The organism is Desulfitobacterium chlororespirans DSM 11544, from assembly GCF_900143285.1.
Taxonomy (GTDB): Bacteria; Bacillota; Desulfitobacteriia; order Desulfitobacteriales; family Desulfitobacteriaceae; genus Desulfitobacterium; species Desulfitobacterium chlororespirans.
Window position 1 is genome coordinate 1 of record NZ_FRDN01000023.1, and the last position, 19,545, is coordinate 19,545.

Here is a 19,545-nt window from a genome sequence, read left to right on the forward strand (position 1 = left end):
TCTCCTGCACACTATCCCATTCCCGAGAACAAACGTATTCTGAAGTACAAGGCAAAGTTTGCCGCATAAAAGAAGAGCTACCACCCATTTGGCAGTAGCTATTTCTATAACCCTGTTTATTTATTTCCCTGGTCTACCTTGACAGGGGCAGATCAATGGGAGTGCTTCTATTCTTTAGGCCTGCACATTAGCACTGCTGAACAAGGTGTTCGCAACGGGTGCATATCCGCCGCTGGTGGCCCAGGTTGAATGATAATTACCCCGGTAGACATGAGTGGTTATCGTCAGGTCATGCGGAAGATTGCGATGGCATCGTTGTTCAGACGGAGATAGAGATTCAGAAGTTGCGGCAATTAGTTATCTTATATCAAAGCTTTAAATATATGACGAACCATTTCGCCACTGATGGAACCATTTTGATGGAAAGTAGCATCCCGACAGCATTGACCACACTGGGGAAATTTAATGTTGAATTATTATTAGTGACAAAATAGTGCAATAAGATTAAAATAAACTTCTAGTGTAAGTATGCTGGACGAGGCTTTTACGACAGAGCAAACAGAATAATCTTAAAGGAGTTAATTGAGCTTAGAGGAGGCATTCAGATGAGTTTTCAAGGTGCGATCATCGGGGCAATGGCTTTTATCATCATCGGCGTGTTTCATCCCATTGTCATCAAAGGCGAGTACTATTTCGGAAAAAGGATCTGGCCATTATTCTTAGTTGCTGGGATAGCTTTGATAGGCGCTTCTCTGTTCATTGCTAACTATATGTTATCCGCAATCATCAGTGTTATAGGCTTTTCCTGTCTTTGGAGCATCCATGAAATTTTTGAGCAGGAAAAACGGGTGAAAAAAGGGTGGTTTCCGGGTAATCCGAACAGAAGGTAAGGGGAAAGCCTGTTCTTCATTTCTGCTTGGCTACAGGTCAAATGTTGCAGAGTCAGAAGACCTGCCTGTTTTATGCCTATGACTCTACGAGCGATAGAGGGTATTGGACCGGGTTTAGGGACATAGTAAAGGAAAAAGCAAAAGCTGGCTGCCGCGAAAATTGTGGCAGTCAGCTTTTTTGCAGGCAGGAACAAAAAATAAAATTCCTCTTGATTTTTATAAAGTTTTTATAATTGGTTTATAAGATATTTAAAATAATGAAGTAAAATTAAAACAAGTAAATTGGTGGATTGATGTTAAGGGTTATTTTAGGTAGAGGGTGATGGATTGAGACCAGATAAAAAGTTTCATAAATTGTATCATGAGGAGTTTCATAAAGGCAGGCAGCACGGGGAATCTCAGAAATTGCGCAGGTCCATAAAGTTTCTGCGCCCGGTCGGCGTCGTTTTGAATTTGCTTCTTTTATACCTGCTCTTTCAATGGATCGGGCTCAAAGCCATTGCTGTATTTTTTGCCTTGATCCTCATTACCCGAGAAATACTCCAGCTCGGTTTTTTCCGGCGCCTGGAGAAGCGGGTCTTTAAACCGATGGAACAATTAAAGCAGGGTTTTGACGAAATCGCCAAAGGAAATTATCAAGTGTCAATTGAGCCGGAAGTCGAAAATGAATTCACGCAGCTGATTTACGCCTTTAATGAAATGGCTTCCAAACTGCAGGCAAGCGAAAGAAGCAATCAGGAGTATGAGAAAAACCGAAAGACTCTGGTGGCCAACATCTCCCATGATCTAAAAACGCCGATTACCTCGATCCAGGGCTATCTGGAAGTAATTCTTGAGGGGTGCGTCAGCGAACCGGAGAAAATAAAGCGTTACCTGGAGACGATTTACAGCAATACTGCGTATATGAATAAGCTGATTGATGATCTGTTTTTGTTTTCCAAGCTGGATATGGACAAAGTGGAGATGAATTATGAAGTCCTGAGTATAGGCGCCTACCTGGACGATTTAGCTACCGAGTTAAAGTTTGAGTTTGAAGAAAGACAATTCAAATTTTCCTATCAGAAAAGAACGGATCGGGATTATACGGTCAATATTGATGGGAAGCGGGTGTATCAAGGGATCCGCAATATCATCGATAATGCCATGAAATATGGGCCGGAGCAGGATTTAAAGGTGACAATGGAGTTATATGCTCAGAAAGATGATATCTGTATCGACATTGCCGACAATGGTCCGGGGATTTCGGAAGAGCAGCTGCCCCATATTTTTAACCGCTTTTACCGGATTGACACGGAGCGCTCCAAAGATTTCGTAAGTACAGGGCTGGGTTTGGCCATAGCTAAGGAGCTGATTGAAGCTCAGAGGGGCACAATCTCAGTTGCCAGTACAGGTGAGGCCGGCTCCTGCTTTACCATAAAGCTGCCTATTATTAAATCATCTTAATACACATCGTTCTGCTCGAAATAATATAGCTCAATCGTAACAATAGGATGGGAGGGCCTATGGTAATGAAAAATATTCTGATCATTGAAGATGATGTCAATATTGCCGAACTGGAACGAGATTATCTGCAGCTTAACGGCTATAAAGTGGATATCGTCTTGGATGGAGCAACAGGGCTGAAGAAAGCTGTCTCCGGGACTTATGATATTCTGATCGTCGATTTAATGCTGCCCCAGTTGGATGGTTTTGAGATCATTAAAGAAGTCCGCAAGAAGTTGGAGATTCCCATTATAGTCCTGTCGGCCCGCAGTGAAGATATTGATAAAATCAGGGGACTGGATTACGGTGCCGACGATTATTTGACGAAACCTTTCAGCCCCGCGGAACTGATGGCCCGCATCAGATCCCATTTGAAACGATACGAACGTCTGACAGGTAAACACCAAAGCTCAGAAGTGATCAATCACCGTGGACTGGAAATCAATACCGCTTCCCATAAAGTCTATGTCAATGGCAAAGAAGTTCAATTCACCGCCAAGGAATATGAACTCCTGCTCTTCTTTGCTTCCAACCCGAATATACTTTTCAGCAAGGAGCGCATCTTTGATCTGCTTTGGGGCGCGGAGTCCTACGGGGATCTGGCAACCGTCCCGGTTCATATTCAAAAGATCAGGAAGAAAATCGAAAGAGACCCGGCTAACCCGGAATATATAGAGACCATCTGGGGAACCGGTTACCGGTTTAATCCATAAAATTTAATTTAGGAGTGTTGATTTATGAGTGTAAACATCAATCTGAATCGGTGTGATGGCTGCGGATTATGTGTCAGTAAATGTCCGGCTAAAGTATTGGAATTACAAGAAGTTAAGCAGGCAGATTATAATCAGCTTAATATGATTGGAAAATTAAAGATCAAAGTCAAGGGTAATTCGAGAGCCTATGTCAGCAATGAATCCGCCTGTATAGCTTGTAAAATGTGTCAAAATAACTGCCATGAGAGGGCGATTAAAGTCGGTTGATGGGTTAATGACATTCGAAATTCCCAAACGTTTGGGAATTTCAGATGAAAGGTTATAGTGGAATGGGGGGCTAAAATAGGATATGAATCCGATTTTGCAACTGCATTAGATAGCCTCAAGGGCATTGCTCATTTTGAGTGATGCTCTTTGTTGTAGGCAAAATATTCTGTTGACTTACAGTGGTACTTGATATAATGTTGATTATAAGGAAAAACTGAATATCAGGCGGAATAGGGTTGCTTAAATGCATTAATAGGGAACTCCGGTGCGAAGCCGGGACAGCCCCGCTACTGTAAGAAGGACGAGCCCCTTAGAGGATCCACTGGTGAAAACCGGGAAGGTAAGGGATGAGGATGAGTTCAAGTCAGGATACCTGCCCCATTCCAGAAACACAAGTTTTCGGGGGAGAATAAGTGTGGTGAATTTAAGGGTAGGATGATCGCTCATCTTTACCTTATTACATGATGTCTGCCAGAGCCGAATACACCGGCTCTTTTTTTTATTATCGGAGTATATGTTGGAAAGTAGAGTATATATTGGAAGGTGATGGGATGCGCTATTATTGTTTGGAAATTGATGAAGGAGAAAAAGAGCCCTACGCCTATGGGGTAAGTGTAACCGAATGGCCAAGAAAAGAAATCCATTGTCCCCTATGCCAAAGAGAATGGAAAAAAAGCACAATGCATGATTTGGGAACCGATACACCTATTGCTTTATCTAACGATAATTATCCTGATTTTCTCTGGTTTTATATCAATCATATCTCCGGGAAGGCCAAGGACGTCCTGGAAAGAGAAAAGATTACGGGGTACAGCTTAGAGAAAGCCCATGTACTATCCATCCGTGATTTATCGGATCTGCAGCTAACGGAGCTCAGGCGCCAGGGCATCAGAGTCCATAAGATATCCAAAGAGCCGCCGGCCTATTACAAGCTTCATGTCGCTGTCAGCGCCGAATTTTATAAAAAATCAAATGTTATTCTGCTCAATCGTTGTCCGGAATGCGGCTATGAAACCTATAGTGCCGAGAGCAAGGAGCGGATTGAAGCGCGGGATTACCTTTATTTAAGAGAAGAATCCCTCAAGGGAGTGGATCTGTTCAGGGCCAAGGGCTACGGAGTTACTGTGTATTGCTCTGAACGATTTGTTGAAGTCTATAAAAGACACGAGCTGACAGGGCTGACCTTTACCGAGATGGAAGTGCTTTGAGATCAGGCACTTCTTTTTTTGTGTGAAAACATAACTCCATATAACCTAATTTCATAACTGGATATAACCTAATTTAATGTAAAATAAAATCAGGATATTTATTTTTGTGTTGATTTATGTTATGTTATGTTCATGAACAAACAATGAAATTGAATAGTTTTCCGAGCTCCTTTGTCTAAAAGACTATCTCATGACGGAGGAGCCTGAGCAAACCGCTCACGGGGTCAGTCAGGAAACCAGCTGGCCTTCACTGATGAAAAGGAAGCAGAAAATACAGGATTGACAGATCGGGTGCTGGCTTTTGCTGTTTTCATCATCGGGCGGTTTTGCTTTGGAAAGGCAGGCCGCTTTTTCTGTTGGTATTGTTTTTATAAGGAGAAACACCATGGCAAACAATCAGCATGATCACATCAGCTGCCCCTCCTCATCCTGTATCGGTTGTGCCACACGCTGTCATCGGCAGCAGAATGATCCGTTCTCCCGGGATGAGGCCTTGGCGATCCTTTTCGACCAGGCCAAATTTGAACTGGCCAAGGAATTCGTACCACTGAATGAAGCCTTGGGCCGGGTGACTTCGGAACCGACCTATGCAGCCTTTTCGGTGCCTTCGGCAGATACCGCTCAGCATGACGGAATTATGGTGAACTGGGAACAGGCTAAAAAGCTGCTTGAGAGCGGCAGCCGGGTGCTGGCTGAACATGAATTTTGTCTCCGGGCGATGGGTGCGGTGATCGAACCGCCTTTTGATACAGTGATCCCTTTGGAACAGGTAAAGCATTGGACAGATGGAAGAGTGGAAATCAAGGCGTTGCCCGCACCGGGGCAGGGAATCAAGCGGGCAGGCAGTAGCATCCGGGAGGGTGAGCGGCTTGTTCCGGCCAATTACCGCCTGAACCCGGCGAATCTCTCGATCCTGCGTTTTGCCGGAGTGGAAACGGTAACCGTATGGAAAAAGCCCAAAGCCGCCATCATTCCGGTGGGGGACGACCTGGTGGCACCCGGCCGCCGGCCCGGCCCCGGACAGGTGGTGGAGTCGGACAGCATTCTCTTGGCAGGGATCCTTCGGGAATGCGGCGGGGAGGCCTGGACAGAACCGGTGGCAGGGGATGGGGAAGATCTGATCTGCCAGGCTATTCTGCAGGTTATCTCCCGTTGTGATGTGCTGATCCTGATCGGGGGCTTGGGCCGCAGCGGAGCCCGGTATGGAGATTATACTGTCCAGGCTGTTGAAAAGCTGGGCAGAGTGCTGGTCCAGGGCATGGGATTCAACCCTGGTGGGAAAGCCATGCTGCTGGGAGAAATTCAGGGAAAATGTGTCGTGGGAATTCCCGCGCCTCCTCATGCGGCTCTGACTCAGGCTGAGCAGTACCTGCCCGCGATTATGGAACGCTTTCTGGGTTGTCCGTGTTATGAGCGGCCGGAGATCAAAGCCCGGCTGTATGAGGATTACCAAAGTGGAATCCGCTCCGGCCGTCATGCTCATGTAGGTCTCAGTTGGACCGGAGAGGAGTATGAGATTGTTCCTATCCGGATGGGAGACACAGTGGACTGTTTTGTCAATGCCACGGGGATTTTGATGGAGGAAGCTGAGGACCGTTTGCTAAAAAAGGGGGAACCAGCTACAGTACGGCTGCTTTGCGGCGAAAAGACGCTCAGGCAGCGCAGTCAAACTGGGCAGGACAATCCCACCGGGTAAGGAGTGCATAAACCATGATTAGAGCAGCTATTTACGGTAAGGGAGGGATTGGCAAATCCACCACCACCTCCAATTTGGCGGTGGCCTTGAGCGAGATGGGCTATAAAGTGATGCAGATCGGCTGCGATCCCAAGGCGGATTCCACGCGGATGCTGACCGGGGGCCGGGCCATTCCCACCGTATTGGAGCTGGTGCGCAGCAGACGGGATGACCTGCAGGTGAGCGACTTTGTACAGGAGGGCTATAACGGGGTACTTTGTGTGGAAGCAGGCGGTCCCATGCCCGGCATCGGCTGTGCGGGACGGGGAATTATCACCGCTTTTGATACCTTGGCGGAAATGAAAGCTTATGAAGTCTACCAGCCGGATATCGTGCTTTACGATGTGTTGGGGGATGTGGTCTGCGGCGGCTTCGCCATGCCTCTGCGGGGCGAATATACGGATGTGGTCTTTATCGTTACCTCGGGAGAGATGATGTCTATGTATGCAGCTTCCAATATCGCCGCAGCTTTGGCCAATTTCCGCAGCCGGGACTATGCCCGTTACGGAGGGCTGATCCTGAACCGGCGCAATGTGGACAAGGAGCTGGAGTTGGTGCAGCAGCTGGCGGCGGAAACCCAGGGCGAGCTTATTGCCGTTATTCCCCGGGCGGCCGAGATCCAGAAGGGGGAAGAGCAGGGCAAGACGGTTATGGAGATTTTTCCGGAAACGGAGATTGCCCAAGGCTACCGCACTCTGGCCCGGCGCTTCCTTGAGGTGTGCGGACATGAGTAAAAGGGTTCAAAATAATCTTCTTTATTATATTCCCAACCGGAGCAGGTCAAAAACGATTCTGCGCATCCCGGAAAGCCACAGTCTCCATATCTGCCCCACGGCCTGCGGCCGCCGCAACGCTATCCGCGCTTTGCAAAACGGGGAAAAGGAGTTTCTCTCCTTTCTATATATTGGGGAAGAGGATGCGGTTTCCGGACAATATGTGGAGAATATCGGCGATGCGGTGGAGGAGCTCCTGGAAGTGCTGGAGCCGGTGCCCAAGGCCTTTGTGCTGTACTTCAACTGTATCGACGATTTTCTGGGTACTGATGAAAAAGCTCTTTTGCGGGAGCTGAAAAGCCGTTTTCCCGGGCTTTATTTCACAGTTTGCCATATCAATCCCGTGGTGGCTGATGAAAAAATATCCCAGGGCATGCGCAAGCATAACCAGATGTATGGGCTGCTGGAGTATACGGAGCAAAAGGAAAATAGCCTCAATTTCATCGGCAATTATGTTTCCCTCGACCCGGAGAGCGAGTTGTTTACTGTCCTGAAGGAGTGGGGGATTGACACGATACGGGAGCTTTTCACCTGTGAGACCTTTGCGGACTATCAGAAGATGGCCTCCAGCCGGTTAAACCTGGTCCTGATGCCGATGGGTCAGGTTGCCGCTCAGAACATGGCGGCAAAGCTGGGCATTCCTTATTATGACAACCCGGTTTCCTATGATATAAAGGAAGTTTTGCAGCATTATCAAGATCTCGCCGACCTGTTGGGCAAGCCCTGCCCGGATTTTGGCGGGGAGATCCGGCAGACCCTGCTGGACATCATAGTCGCCAGAGAAATGGTGGGGGATATTCCGATTGTTGTGGATTCTTCCGCCTCTATGCGGCCCTTTGCCTTGGCCAAGGCTCTTCTGGGCTACGGCTTTCAAGTGAAGGCGGTCTTTGCCCCCCATTCTCCCCGGGAGGATGCTGAGGAGCGGCAATGGCTGGCCGATCATCACCCTCAGGTCAACGTTATCAACCGGGAGGGTGTCAAAGCCGTTGCCGGTTATGGCCTGGACAAGGAATGCATGGCAATTGGCTATGACTGCGCTTTTTTGCTGAAGGCCAGGTATTTTGTGAATATGTTCAATGACGAATCCCATTATGGGTTCCACGGTATTCGCAAGCTGATGGGGCTGATGGGCAAAGCTGCCGCCAGGTCAGCGGACTGGGAACACCTGAATGAGAAAAAGGATGAGGGGAAGTGAGCATCATGGAACGGCTAGCTGTCTATCTCCCGCCTTTTGCCAGCGATTACTCCGGAGTCTGCTCTGCGCTGTATGAATTGAACTGTCTGATCATTATCGATGATGCCTCATGCTGTACCCGCAATTATGTCACCTATGACGAACCCCGCTGGACGGAAAGCACGCGCAGCACCTTTGGTTCCAATCTAAGAACCATTGAAGCAGTGCTGGGGGATGAAGAACGGCTGATCAGCCAAACGATTGAAGCGGCAGAGAAGCTCAAGCCGGAATTCATTGCTCTTCTGGGCAGCCCTGTGCCGGCGATCATCGGCAGGGATATGAAGGGTATCGCCCGGGAGATTGAGGCGCGCAGCGGTTTTGCGGCCTTAGGATTTGATACGACTGGATTTTCTTATTACAACAAAGGAATTTCGGCCGCCCACCTGCGGCTGCTCCAGCGATTCGCTGTCCCCGGAATCCCAACGGCTGCCGGACAGGTGAATATTTTAGGCCTGACTCCCCTGGATTTCTCGGCCAATGATAACAGCAAAGACTTAATTCGCCTGCTGGAGGATAATGGCTTCCAGGTCGGCGGGAGTTTCTGGATGGGGACGGAACTGGATCAGCTGCGGCGGGCCCCCGCCGCGGAGGTCAATCTGGTAGTATCCCAGTCCGGTTGGGCGGCCGCCCAATACCTCTATAAAAATTACGGTATTCCCTATGTGGCGGCGGCTCCTTTAGGGATAAGGCACAGCAGGATTGTGCTGGAGGCTTTAGGGCAGACCATGGCGGATAAACAAAATCGTCTGCTCAAGGGCACCCCAGCCGCCGAGGGCGGAGCCTGGCCGGCGGCAGAAGGAACAGGGGCTTTGCTGATTATCGGCGATCAGGTGATGGCCAATTCTTTGCGGGCCGCTCTCCGGCAAGCCGGTTGCCGGCAGGAGATCACCGTGGCCAGCTTCTTTGACCTGGAACCGGAATTGGCTTTACCCGGCGATTTGCTGCTGAAAAGCGAAAAGCAGCTGATTAAGCTTTTGCGCAGCGGCGTTTATACAAGGCTTATCGCCGATCCGCTGATTCTCAGTATTCCTGCCGCAGCCGGGCTTAAGGGCCATAGCCTCCCGCACCCGGCCATATCCAGCCTGCTGCACTGGCAGGATGTGCCTCTTTTCCTCGGCGGAGAATTTGAAAAGCTCATTTTGAGCTGGAGTGACGGCAATTAAAGAATAATTTAACAAAGCAAAGGAGAAACAACATGAGTGAAGATACGAATTCGTTTATCACCAGAGCGGATGCTTTGGAGCTGCTCACCAGCTCCTGGAATCCGGAACAGGAAAGGGAATGGGTCTCCTTAAAAGATGCTTTAGGGCGGGTTACGGCAAAACCCCTCTACTCTCAAAATACCATGCCCGTTTACCGCATCTCCCAGTTGGATGGCATTGCGGTCCGCTCCAGTGATTTTATTAATGGCGTCCCCGATACCTCGGACTGGGTGAAAGGTGTGGACTATGTTCAGGCCGATACCGGAGATGATTTCCCCGATGAGTTTGATACGGTTATTCCCGTCGAGGATACTCATTACGACAGCGACGGCCGGCTTGGTTTGGCCAAGGGTCTTACTCTGAAAGCAGGAGACTGTGTAGGAGCGGCAGGAACAGCAGTGCGGCAGGGTGATCTGATCGTCGACGCTCAGGTCAGGCTGACTCCTTTGCACCTCAGCATGCTGGCTCTGAGCGGAATTTATCATTTGGAAGTGCTCCGGAAGCCCAGAGTCATTTATATCCCCACCGGCAGCGAGCTGATTACAGCCGGAATCAGACCGGAGCGCGGTCAAACCATCGAGAGCAACAGCCTGATGGTAACCGCTTTGCTGGAGCAATGGGGAGCGGATGTGACCTGCTATCCCATTATCAAGGACAAGCCTGAGGAATTGGCGGAAGCTTTGGATAAAGCCCTACAGGCCGCTGATCTTGTTTTAATCAACGGTGGCTCATCCAGAGGCGCCGAGGATTTCAACACCGCTCTCCTGAGGAAAAGGGCCGATCTTTTCCGGCACGGGGTCAGGGCTATTCCCGGCAGACCGGTGGGTATGGCCATCATCAATGGTAAACCGGTGATCAATATGCCCGGACCTACTTTTGCCACGTTTTTGGCCATGGATTGGTGTGTCTCCGGTCTGGTTCATCATTATTACGGACTGCCGGCACCCCAGCGGCCGAAAGTCAAAGTCAGCTTAACGAAAGCTCTTGAGAAGCGACCTGATTACGAATTCTATTTCAGGATGATGGTGACCGGGAAGGACGGGGGCTATGAAGCCACTCCTCTGGGCTGGGATCGGAATCTGCCCGACTCCCTGCTGAAAATGGATGCAATTTTGATCGTGCCCATCGGTGTCTCGGGGTATCAAGCAGGGGAAGAAGTTGAAGTGGAGCTCATGTGCGGGCCTGAAAATCTATAAAGGGGAGTCAAGATTGAAGATCAGAAACAGTGAATATTTTAGTGTCAAGATCCTTCTTCTGGTGGCTTTAACGGTGGTACTGTTTTTCGGCTCCTTTCTGGTCGGACGCTATCCGATTCCGCCGCAGACGGTCATGGATATCATCCTCTCCCAATTTTTACCCATCCCCCAATACTGGGATTCCACCCTGGAAACGGTGGTTATGCAGGTGCGCTTGCCCAGGATCGCCCTCGGCATTTTGGTGGGAGGGGCCCTGTCCGTTTCCGGTGCTTCTTACCAGACTCTGTTTAAGAACCCTATGGTCTCACCGGATCTGCTGGGCGTGTCGGCGGGGGCGGGCTTCGGGGCGGCTCTGGCTATGATCAATAATGGCTCATGGTGGCAGATCCAGACCACGGCCTTTACTTTTGGCATGATCGCCGTCATAGCCGCTTATATCATCGCTTATGTCTTCGGAAAGCAAACGATTACGATCCTGATCCTGGGCGGAGTTGTGGTTTCCAGCCTGTTTCAGTCTTTGATTTCTATTATTAAGACCTTAGCCGATACGGAAAACCAATTGCCGGCTATTACCTTCTGGCTGATGGGAGGCCTGGGCAAAGGGGCTAATCAGGATGTTCTGCTGATGCTGCCGGCCATGGTGCTTTCCTTGGCGCTCCTCTTCCTGTTTCGCAATCAAATCAATGCTCTGGCTGCCGGGGAGGATGAGGCGGCCACGATGGGTGTCAATGTGCCTCTGGTCAAGCTGATAGTCATCTGCAGCTCCACTCTGATGACGGTTTGCTCCGTCAGTATCTGCGGTATTATCGGCTGGGTGGGCATGGTCGTCCCCCATATTGCCCGGATGCTTACCGGTGCCAATTACTCTAAGCTGGTGGCCACATCCTTCTTTATCGGCGGAATTTTTCTGCTCCTGATCGATAATATCATTCGCGGTGTGGAAGGGGTTGAACTCCCCCTCGGCGTACTGACAGCTTTGGTGGGTACCCCTGTCTTTGTCCTCCTGCTGTCCAGAGTGAAAAAGGGGTGGTCCTGATGCTGAGTGTCCAAAACTTAAGTTTTCACTACCAACCGGAACGAATCATCCTCAAAGATATTTCCTTTGATCTGGGCAGCCATGAGATTCTCTGCCTGCTGGGACCTAACGGAACCGGCAAAACCACTCTGATCAGATGCATCCTTTCCCTCAATAAAATGAAAAGCGGCCGGATTACCCTGAATGGTTTGGATATAAGCAAAATTTCCCCCAAAAGGCGGGCGGAGTTGATGGCTTATGTCCCTCAGGCGACGACGGTGGCTTTCCCTTACGAAGCCGCAGAGATCGTACAGATGGGGCGGGTCGTCAATCTATCTCTGGGAGCCCGGCCCTCGGCACGGGATCGGAAGCTGGCTGAAGAAGCGATGGAGAAAATGGGGATTCTGCACATGAGCAGTTATCCCTTTAATGAGATGAGCGGCGGGGAAAAGCAGATGGTGCTGATCGCCAGAGCCATTGCCCAACAGGCCAAAATTCTGGTCATGGATGAGCCTACCGCCAATCTGGATTATTATAACCAGGTTAAAATGCTCAAGGTGATCAAAGCCTTAGCTGAACAGGGGTACGCCATCTTAATGACGTCCCATTTTCCGGACCATGCCTTTCTGGCCTGCAGCAAAGCAGTGCTCATGCGGGACGGCGTGATCATGGCCCAAGGACACCCTGATGAGGTCGTAACCACCGAGAATCTGACCAGGCTTTATTCTACCCCTGTCTGTGTAGCTGAAGCCAGGTTGGATGCTATGGATACCGCTATGAAAGTGTGTATCCCGGTTATGAATAATTAAAAAACAAAACAAAAGGAGAGGTATCATGAAACTGAAAAGAAAAATTCTTGCCCTGCTTATGGCGGCTCTGCTTGCTGTGAGCCTGGCCGGCTGCGGACAGACCAGCCAGGCCCCTGCCAATCCACCGGCTGCACCAGAGGTCAGCACTCCAACTGAACGCACAGTCACCGATATGGCAGGACGCACAGTGACTCTGCCTGCGGAAGTTAAAACTGTAGGAACCTTCGGCTCTATCGGCGTTCTTAACGCCTTTGTGGAAACCCTGAGCGCAGGGGAAAGACTCGCCAACGAAGGATCACCATCCTTTGTCAAAAGCCCTAACTGGGAAAAATATCAGTACCAATTCACACCTCATATCAAAAATCTGAAACCTTTCCAGGGTGCAGACAGCGAGCTGCTGATGGAAAATATCCTGGCCGCTAAACCGGATGTTTGCCTGACCATGAGTGCCGACCTGACCGAACAGCTGGAAAAGCAAGGACTGAATGTGGTTCAGCTTTCCTGGACGAAGACCGAAGATGTCAAAGAATGCATCACTCTCCTGGGCGAAGTGCTCAACCAGCAGGAAGTTGCCGCCGATTATCTGAAATACTTCGATGATATGTTGGCCAAAACGGCAGACCTGACCAAAGATATTAAGGATGCCGATAAGAAAACCGTGGTTTATGGCAATGTGAGCAAATTCTCCCAACCTCATGTGATCGCTGAGTGGTGGATTGATAAAGCCGGCGGCATCAGCGTGACCAGCGAGGCTATGACGAAAGCAAATAAAGAATCCCTGACCTATACTCTGGAGGACTTGCTGAAGTGGAATCCGGATGTGATGTTCGTAGCCAGCGATGCCGAGAAGAAAGAAGTCCTGGCGGACGCCCGTTTGGGTGAGATTACCGCTGTCAAGAACGGCGCCATCTATATCGTACCCCGCATTGCTCATGTCTGGGGCAACCGCACCACCGAACAGCCCCTGACCATTATGTGGGCTATGAACAAACTCTATCCCGAGATCGTAACGGACAGCCAGCTGGCAGAAGATATCTCCTACTTCTACAGCCACTTCTTCAAATATGATTTCAATGCTGACCAGCTCAAGGAGATTATGGGCAAATAATACTGATGGCCGGCTGATAAGCCGTTGCAACCCAGTAGCTCTGCGTTTACGCTATACGTTTACGCAGAGCTACAATTAAATACAGCGGGATAATCCTATGGAAAAGAGGGAGTGACATGTATCCGAATTTAACCAGTGAGCAGGCTTTGCTCATTTTGCAAAGTGCCCGGAATCCGGATAAAGCCTATGATTTATTTGCCCAGGCGGCAGAAGTCAGAGACAAAGTTTTTGGTAAACGCTTATGGTGGTCTTCAGGCTCAGGCGGTATTTTCCCTTGCCTGGTCAAGCCCCGTTGTTCCTATTGCACTTATTATACAGAAAAGCTGTTTCCCACCGATGTTTTGCTGACAGGTCTGGAACTCATTGAAAGTTTGGGGATTCAGCAGTTCCATATCAGCGGCGGAACGGATCTGGATGAAGGGTATGACGAACAGCTCCTGGAGCTTGTGCAAACCATTAAAACCCGTTCAGGCTTAAAGCTGGAAATCAATCTGGGGCCGTCTTTTCGGAAAGAAACCGTCCTGGAGTTAAAGAAACTGGGCATCGACAGCGTTACCAGCTCCCTGGAGTGCAACACGCCGGCGATCTTTGCCGCGGCCAAGCCCGGTGATAGTCTGGAACGGCGCCGTGAATTGCTGCACTATTGTGAAGAGGCGGATATGCCCAGCCGTTCCATGATGCTTCTGGGACTGGGTGAAACCGATCAGGAGAGAATTGAGCATTTATTCTATTTGCAACAGTTTAAAAAACTCTATCAGCTGCGTTTGTCCCGTTTTATGCCTTTTCCGGGAACTCTTTATAAGGACAGGTCCCGCTGCTCACCCTGGGATACTGCTCTGATCACGGCGATGGCCCGCCTGATTCTGCCCAATCTGGAGATCAGTTTGGCGGCAGGCAACAGCAATGATGATATACCCCTATGGTATATGGCAGGAGGGGGCAACCAACTGCTCGGCGTATCCATCACCAGAAAGGAACCCCCGGCGACTCCGGATGTTGATGTCTATGCCATCGGGGAAGGAGCCTATGTGGTCGATAAGCGCAAACAGGTGGCCAGGGTCCTGGAGGGCATGAATCTGGAGGTTACTTGTGAGATGCCGGATTACCGAGACCTTCATTCACAATTTTAACAAAACATTTTTTACCGATTTTCAAGACATCTCCATCGGCTAAGACCCGATCCAGATCACTGATTTTCTGCTGATTGAGCTGGACGCCCCCTTGTTGAACCAGACGTCTGAATTCCCCATTGCTGGCGGTAAAGCCACTTTGGACGAGCAGAGGAACAAGCTCAATCAGCCGGCTTTGCGCCTTGATGGGCAGCACGGGGATCTGAGCGGGGATGGTCTTTTTGCTGAAGGCGGCCTCATAATATGCTTTGGCAGTCATGACATCCTGTTCTGTGTGATACAGCCGGGTGATGATCTCGGCCAAAGCATATTTGACATCCCGGGGATTTTTACCCTGGGCCAGCTCCAGCCGGAAGGCTTCGATGCGGTCCGGGTGTTCATCAGTGGCCAGTTCAAAGTATTTCAGAATCAACGGATCGGGGACTTCCATGACCTTTTTAAACATCACCGGGGCGGGCTCATAGACTCCGATGTAGTTCCCCAGGCTCTTGCTCATTTTTTCCATGCCGTCCAGCCCTTCTAAAAGAGGCATAAACATAGCGATCTGTTGGGGCTGGCCCATGGCCTTTTGCAACGTCCTGCCCATGAGGATGTTAAAGGTCTGGTCGGTGCCGCCCAGCTCTATATCTGCTTTCAGGGCGACCGAATCATAGGCCTGCATTAAAGGGTAGAAGAACTCATGGATGCCGATGGGGACATTGCCGCTGAACCGCTTTTGGAAATCGTCCCGTTCCAGCATCCGGGCCACCGTAGTGGTGGCGGCAAGCTTGAGAACATCCTCGAAATTCAGTTTGCTGAGCCATTCACTATTATAGCGGACCGTGGTTTTTTCCTTATCCAGCACCTTGAAGATCTGCTCGAAATAGGTGCGGGCATTTTCCTTGACTTGTTCATCGGAGAGGGCTGTGCGGCCCTTGGCTTTGCCGGATGGATCACCGATCTTGCCGGTAAAATCGCCGATCACGATCACAGCTTCGTGACCCAGATCCTGCATCTGCTTAATTTTGCGCAGCACTACGGCATGCCCCAGATGAATATCCGGTGCGCTGGGGTCGAGCCCCAGTTTGATGACCAGAGGGCGGCGGTTTTTATGGGATTCTGCCAGTTTGTTTTTCAGCTCTTCATCATTGACCAGCATACTGACTCCTTTGGTAATGATCTGAAATTGTTCTGCTATTGTTTGCATAGGTGACTCCTCCTTGATTAAAATAGTTCTTTGCTGCCCCATTGAGGCAGAGCGGCCCAAAGTGAAATAAAAAACTCCCGTCCTTCATTGCCAGAAGGACGAGAGTATGCTCCCGTGTTACCACCTTACCTTTACGAACAATTCGCATTGCCCGCCTTTTCGAGTACGCCATGAATATGGGTATACTCTAGCACTATAACGTGTGCAGGAAACCGTCACAGCCTACTGAAAGATGGTTCGGTGTGAAGCTCAAAGAGGTATTCATAACCAGCCTGCCAAGCGCCTCTCATCATCCGGCAACTTTCTGTTTGCGGTACAGGTTATTACTTGTTCTTATCACAGCTTTTGTTTTGCTACTCCAAAATGCAGAAAGCTCTGCAAGTCTTGGTTGGAGATGTTAAATTAGGATTTATTGTAGTAAAGCAAGGGAGAATTGTCAAGCATAATAGGGTAATAATTTATGCTTAAAAAAACAGGACTTAAAAAACAGGGATATTTATCGCGGGTTGCTCAGAAGATAGACGAGTGTTATGCTAGGCTGGAAAGGGTTAAACTGAAATAGGGGAGATGATCAAGCGGTGAATGAGGTTTTTTCCGGTGTCCGCGCCAAGTGGCAGCCGCTGTATGAAGAGCTTCGCAGCATGGCTGTGGAAAAATTAGGACCATTTGAAGAACATGAGACCGCAAGTGCCGTACTCTGGCGGCATAGCTCGGCCTTTGCCGAAGTGAGTGCCAAAAAGGCTTGCCTGGTGGTCGCTTTTGCTGCCCCTGTCCGCCATGATGAATGGCAGCCGGATAAAGTAGTGCAGACATCGAAAAACCGGGTGGCTCATTATTTTCAGGTTGCGGACAATGGTCAGTTTCCGGCCTTGGTGGAGGGCATTGCCGAGGCTTACCATCTTACCAAATCCAACCGCCTGTCTAAGACCCCTTCGGAAAAACCCGTCTATACAACCATTGACGAATATATCGCCCTCTTTCCTCCTGAGCTGCAGACCATACTGGAACAAATCCGGCAGACCATCCGCAAGGCCGCTCCGGAAGCAGCAGAGAAGATAAGCTGGCAGATGCCGACCTTCTGGCAGAAAGAGAATCTTGTCCATTTTGCTGTGGCGAAGCATCATATCGGATTTTATCCGGGTGAGAGCGGAGTCCGTGTCTTTGCTGATCAGCTGAGAGGCTATAAAACTTCCAAGGGCGCGATCCAATTTCCGCTGTCCGAACCCATGCCCTACGCTTTGATCGGGGAAATCACCCGCTTCAGGGCGGAGGAAGTGGAATAAAAGATTTAACTTAATCGTAAACATACTAAAGGCCAGCGTTTGCTGGCCTTTAGCGGCAATTATTTATCGTTTGCCAAAGCTTTCAAATGTACGGCGAACCATTTCTCCACCGACGGAACCGTTTTGACGGGAAGTGGCATCCGGACCCAAAGTGACGTTAAATTGGGTTGCCACCGTGTTTTTGTCTACAGGTAAATTGTACTTTGCCATGATTGATTACCTCCCAAGATGTTTAGTAGTTTAGGTTTTTTGAGGCTGAATCACTGATTCTAATTTACCCGATTTCAGGACAAATAATCAGGAAATTTATGGACTGTGTATAGGAATGACATTGAAAAACCCAGTGGGAAGGCCTTGCATTATCATTGAAAGGATTTTGCGTATGAAGAAGCTTATTCATTTGCTTGAAGTTCATGGACCCCTGACAGGTAAAGAAATCCATGAAAAAACCGCCCTGAATCTTTTTGATCTTTGGGAGGAGTGCAATCAATGTGCTGATATTGTTACGACAACCATTGGCACCAAGTATCTCAGGCTGGACAAACATGTGGAAGGCTTTGCCCGGCTTTCTCCTTCGATCATCAGAGAATTTTACAATTACACGGTGCTTAGTTTGCAGGAACAGTCTGAGGAAGCTCGGATCAAGGCGGAAGAGCTCTATCAATCCATCATCAGGATCAGTAAAAATAAATTGGCGCTGGCGAAGGATATTATGGAAAAGATCATAGCAGCTCAGCCGGATCCGCAAGGTATTCAAGAAAAAACCTGCTTTATTATAGCAGGCGATGTGGCCTATGATATGGCACATCTTGAACCAAGGCCTGAATTTTCCACAGGTAAATTGGTCAATGGCTCTGATCTCGATATTGTGATTATTCATCAAGGCTTGTCTGAAGAGATGATCAAAGAGCTGGATTCTACTATCTATGAATGGAAATTCTATTTGCTTAAACATCCCGATTATAAAGAGGAAATCGATTATGTGATCAAGGATCTTGCCACAGTGGAGAGACAGTTGGCCTTTGTCGGATTTGAATCCATGGTGGCGGCCAAGGTTCTGGAGGAAGGGCAATTCTTGTGCGGGAGCCAGGCCTTGTTTGCCGAGGTCAAAAAAAGGCTGGCCGAAGGCGGGATACCTGAGGTATTAGAGGATCTAAAAGCTAGAGCCTCTCAGGAAAGAGAAGAGGCCAGGAAACGGCTCCTGGCTTGTAGAGATTCAATCAACGATCAAGAAATGAGACAGCTTTTTTATACCACCGATGAAAGGGAAGAGTTCTTTTAAAACTTAACGCTTTCACAGCCCATACATACATTTAATATTTTCGGTATGTCTGTAATGAGCAGAGTTTGCTAACTGGGAAGCTGCTCCTTCATCAAGCACCACGGTGATTTCGCCGCTGTGCAGCTGGATAGCCGATGCGGTAACCTGAGAGGTCACGGGACCTTCTAGGCATTGGGCGACCATGCCGGCTTTTTTAGCGCCGTTGACGATCATTAAAATATTTCTGGCTTCCAGGATGGTTCCGATGCCCATGGTGATGGCAAAATGAGGCATCCGGCTGCGCTCGATGCCGGCTTTTTTGTAGAAGGCTTCATAGTTATCATCCAGGGTCTGCTGTGTCAAGACCACGACCCGGGTTCTGGAACCGAGAGATGAACCGGGTTCATTGAAACCCCAATGGCCGTCTCCGCCAAGTCCTAAAAGCTGCAGATCGATACCCCCGGCTTTTTTGATTTCGTCCTCATACCACTGGCAGAACTTTTTTGGTTCTTTGCTTAAGCCATCAGGTATGTGGATATTTTCTTTTTTGATATTAATATGTTTTAACAGCTCTTCGTGCATGAAGCGGGCATAGCTTTGATCCAGTGGATAAGGCTTTGCCAAATCCATTCCGGCTCCCAGGTATTCATCCAGATTGAAGGTTTTGACTTGGGAAAAGTCAAGGCCTTCTTCCTTATGTTTTCTGATCAACTCCCGATAAGTGCCGATGGGAGTGCTTCCCGTCGCCAGTCCCAGCACACAATCCGGCTTGGACCGAACATAACCGGCAATGATGTCTGCAGCATATAGACTCATATGTTCATAATTTTCTTTGATAATAATATCCATGTTTTTCTCCCAGCTCATTCTTATAATTAGGATTGAAGATACAATTAAAGATACTTATCTATTTTACTAAAAGTCTATGCAAAGATAAATACTCTTGGCATCAAAATCATTTTTAAAAAAGGCAAAATTCTTAGAAGATAATCAGGAAAATCATAATTTTTTATGGAAAAATTAATAGTTTCTTTATAAGTTTGCTGGGAAATT

At 48.9% G+C, this 19,545-nt stretch carries 20 protein-coding genes, 2 riboswitches and 1 other annotated feature; of the genes, 17 read left to right on the plus strand and 3 right to left on the minus strand.

The genetic code is table 11. The features are described from left to right. The first annotated feature begins 245 nt into the window (after window positions 1-245). The 15 genes from BUA14_RS28905 (at window position 246) to BUA14_RS25905 (ending at window position 14,762) form a co-directional block, all read left to right on the plus strand. A complete protein-coding gene (locus BUA14_RS28905) occupies window positions 246-494 on the plus strand; it encodes a hypothetical protein (protein ID WP_178371818.1) in 249 nt (82 codons plus the stop codon). A gap of 111 nt (window positions 495-605) precedes the next feature. Further along, window positions 606-890, plus strand: a complete 285-nt coding sequence (locus BUA14_RS25835; RefSeq protein WP_072775220.1) for a DUF4491 family protein — start codon at window positions 606-608, stop codon at window positions 888-890. A 327-nt stretch (window positions 891-1,217) separates the two neighbouring features. Then, window positions 1,218-2,333, plus strand: a complete 1,116-nt coding sequence (locus tag BUA14_RS25845; RefSeq protein WP_072775222.1) for a sensor histidine kinase — start codon at window positions 1,218-1,220, stop codon at window positions 2,331-2,333. Window positions 2,334-2,398: 65 nt separating this feature from the next. Beyond that, complete coding sequence (locus tag BUA14_RS25850) at window positions 2,399-3,085, plus strand: response regulator transcription factor (protein WP_072775223.1); 687 nt, start codon at window positions 2,399-2,401, stop codon at window positions 3,083-3,085. A gap of 24 nt (window positions 3,086-3,109) precedes the next feature. Continuing rightward, window positions 3,110-3,352, plus strand: a complete 243-nt coding sequence (locus BUA14_RS25855; protein WP_072775224.1) for a 4Fe-4S dicluster domain-containing protein — start codon at window positions 3,110-3,112, stop codon at window positions 3,350-3,352. A gap of 216 nt (window positions 3,353-3,568) precedes the next feature. Then, window positions 3,569-3,747, plus strand: a riboswitch (cobalamin riboswitch). A gap of 156 nt (window positions 3,748-3,903) precedes the next feature. Then, window positions 3,904-4,560, plus strand: coding sequence for a double-CXXCG motif protein (locus tag BUA14_RS25860; protein WP_072775273.1), 657 nt, complete (start codon window positions 3,904-3,906; stop codon window positions 4,558-4,560). 147 nt (window positions 4,561-4,707) lie between these two features. Then, window positions 4,708-4,840, plus strand: a riboswitch (molybdenum cofactor riboswitch). A 105-nt stretch (window positions 4,841-4,945) separates the two neighbouring features. Continuing rightward, a complete protein-coding gene (locus tag BUA14_RS25865; RefSeq protein WP_072775225.1) occupies window positions 4,946-6,256 on the plus strand; it encodes a molybdopterin molybdotransferase MoeA in 1,311 nt (436 codons plus the stop codon). A 14-nt stretch (window positions 6,257-6,270) separates the two neighbouring features. Next, on the plus strand, window positions 6,271-7,029 hold the full coding sequence (locus BUA14_RS25870) for a nucleotide-binding protein (protein WP_072775226.1): 759 nt from the start codon (window positions 6,271-6,273) through the stop codon (window positions 7,027-7,029). Next, a complete protein-coding gene (locus BUA14_RS25875; RefSeq protein ID WP_072775227.1) occupies window positions 7,022-8,263 on the plus strand; it encodes a nitrogenase component 1 in 1,242 nt (413 codons plus the stop codon). The genes BUA14_RS25870 and BUA14_RS25875 overlap by 8 nt, the downstream gene beginning before the upstream one ends. Window positions 8,264-8,268: 5 nt before the next feature. Then, window positions 8,269-9,465 carry a nitrogenase component 1 gene (locus BUA14_RS25880; protein WP_072775274.1) on the plus strand — a complete coding sequence of 399 codons (1,197 nt, stop codon included), beginning with the start codon at window positions 8,269-8,271 and terminating at the stop codon, window positions 9,463-9,465. A gap of 32 nt (window positions 9,466-9,497) precedes the next feature. Further along, complete coding sequence (locus BUA14_RS25885; RefSeq protein ID WP_072775228.1) at window positions 9,498-10,700, plus strand: molybdopterin molybdotransferase MoeA; 1,203 nt, start codon at window positions 9,498-9,500, stop codon at window positions 10,698-10,700. 13 nt (window positions 10,701-10,713) lie between these two features. After that, on the plus strand, window positions 10,714-11,736 hold the full coding sequence (locus tag BUA14_RS25890; RefSeq protein ID WP_178371819.1) for a FecCD family ABC transporter permease: 1,023 nt from the start codon (window positions 10,714-10,716) through the stop codon (window positions 11,734-11,736). Continuing rightward, window positions 11,736-12,524, plus strand: coding sequence for an ABC transporter ATP-binding protein (locus tag BUA14_RS25895; protein WP_072775229.1), 789 nt, complete (start codon window positions 11,736-11,738; stop codon window positions 12,522-12,524). Before BUA14_RS25890 ends, BUA14_RS25895 begins: the two co-directional genes overlap by 1 nt. A 25-nt stretch (window positions 12,525-12,549) precedes the next feature. Beyond that, complete coding sequence (locus BUA14_RS25900; protein WP_072775230.1) at window positions 12,550-13,632, plus strand: ABC transporter substrate-binding protein; 1,083 nt, start codon at window positions 12,550-12,552, stop codon at window positions 13,630-13,632. A 116-nt stretch (window positions 13,633-13,748) separates the two neighbouring features. After that, window positions 13,749-14,762 carry a radical SAM protein gene (locus BUA14_RS25905; RefSeq protein WP_072775231.1) on the plus strand — a complete coding sequence of 338 codons (1,014 nt, stop codon included), beginning with the start codon at window positions 13,749-13,751 and terminating at the stop codon, window positions 14,760-14,762. On the opposite strand, the gene tyrS is transcribed toward BUA14_RS25905, so the two are convergent. Then, window positions 14,716-15,948: a tyrosine--tRNA ligase gene (gene tyrS / locus BUA14_RS25910; protein WP_072775232.1), complete on the minus strand. Its 1,233-nt coding sequence runs from the start codon at window positions 15,946-15,948 to the stop codon at window positions 14,716-14,718. The genes BUA14_RS25905 and tyrS overlap by 47 nt on opposite strands. Before the next feature lie 91 nt (window positions 15,949-16,039). Beyond that, window positions 16,040-16,297 (minus strand) — a binding site (T-box leader). Window positions 16,298-16,526: 229 nt separating this feature from the next. Here tyrS and BUA14_RS28910 point away from each other — a divergent pair. Beyond that, on the plus strand, window positions 16,527-17,231 hold the full coding sequence (locus BUA14_RS28910) for a DUF5655 domain-containing protein (RefSeq protein ID WP_072775234.1): 705 nt from the start codon (window positions 16,527-16,529) through the stop codon (window positions 17,229-17,231). 63 nt (window positions 17,232-17,294) lie between these two features. On the opposite strand, the gene BUA14_RS25930 is transcribed toward BUA14_RS28910, so the two are convergent. Further along, window positions 17,295-17,441 carry a small, acid-soluble spore protein, alpha/beta type gene (locus BUA14_RS25930; RefSeq protein WP_005812514.1) on the minus strand — a complete coding sequence of 49 codons (147 nt, stop codon included), beginning with the start codon at window positions 17,439-17,441 and terminating at the stop codon, window positions 17,295-17,297. 172 nt (window positions 17,442-17,613) lie between these two features. On the opposite strand from BUA14_RS25930, the gene BUA14_RS25935 reads away from it, so the two are divergent. Continuing rightward, the gene (locus BUA14_RS25935; RefSeq protein WP_178371820.1) at window positions 17,614-18,513 is read left to right on the plus strand and encodes a hypothetical protein; all 900 of its coding nucleotides are present in this window, start codon (window positions 17,614-17,616) and stop codon (window positions 18,511-18,513) included. 12 nt (window positions 18,514-18,525) lie between these two features. On the opposite strand, the gene nagB is transcribed toward BUA14_RS25935, so the two are convergent. Beyond that, window positions 18,526-19,341 (minus strand): glucosamine-6-phosphate deaminase, encoded by an 816-nt coding sequence (nagB, locus tag BUA14_RS25940; RefSeq protein WP_072775235.1) that lies wholly within the window; start codon window positions 19,339-19,341, stop codon window positions 18,526-18,528. Between the last annotated feature and the right edge of the window lie 204 nt (window positions 19,342-19,545).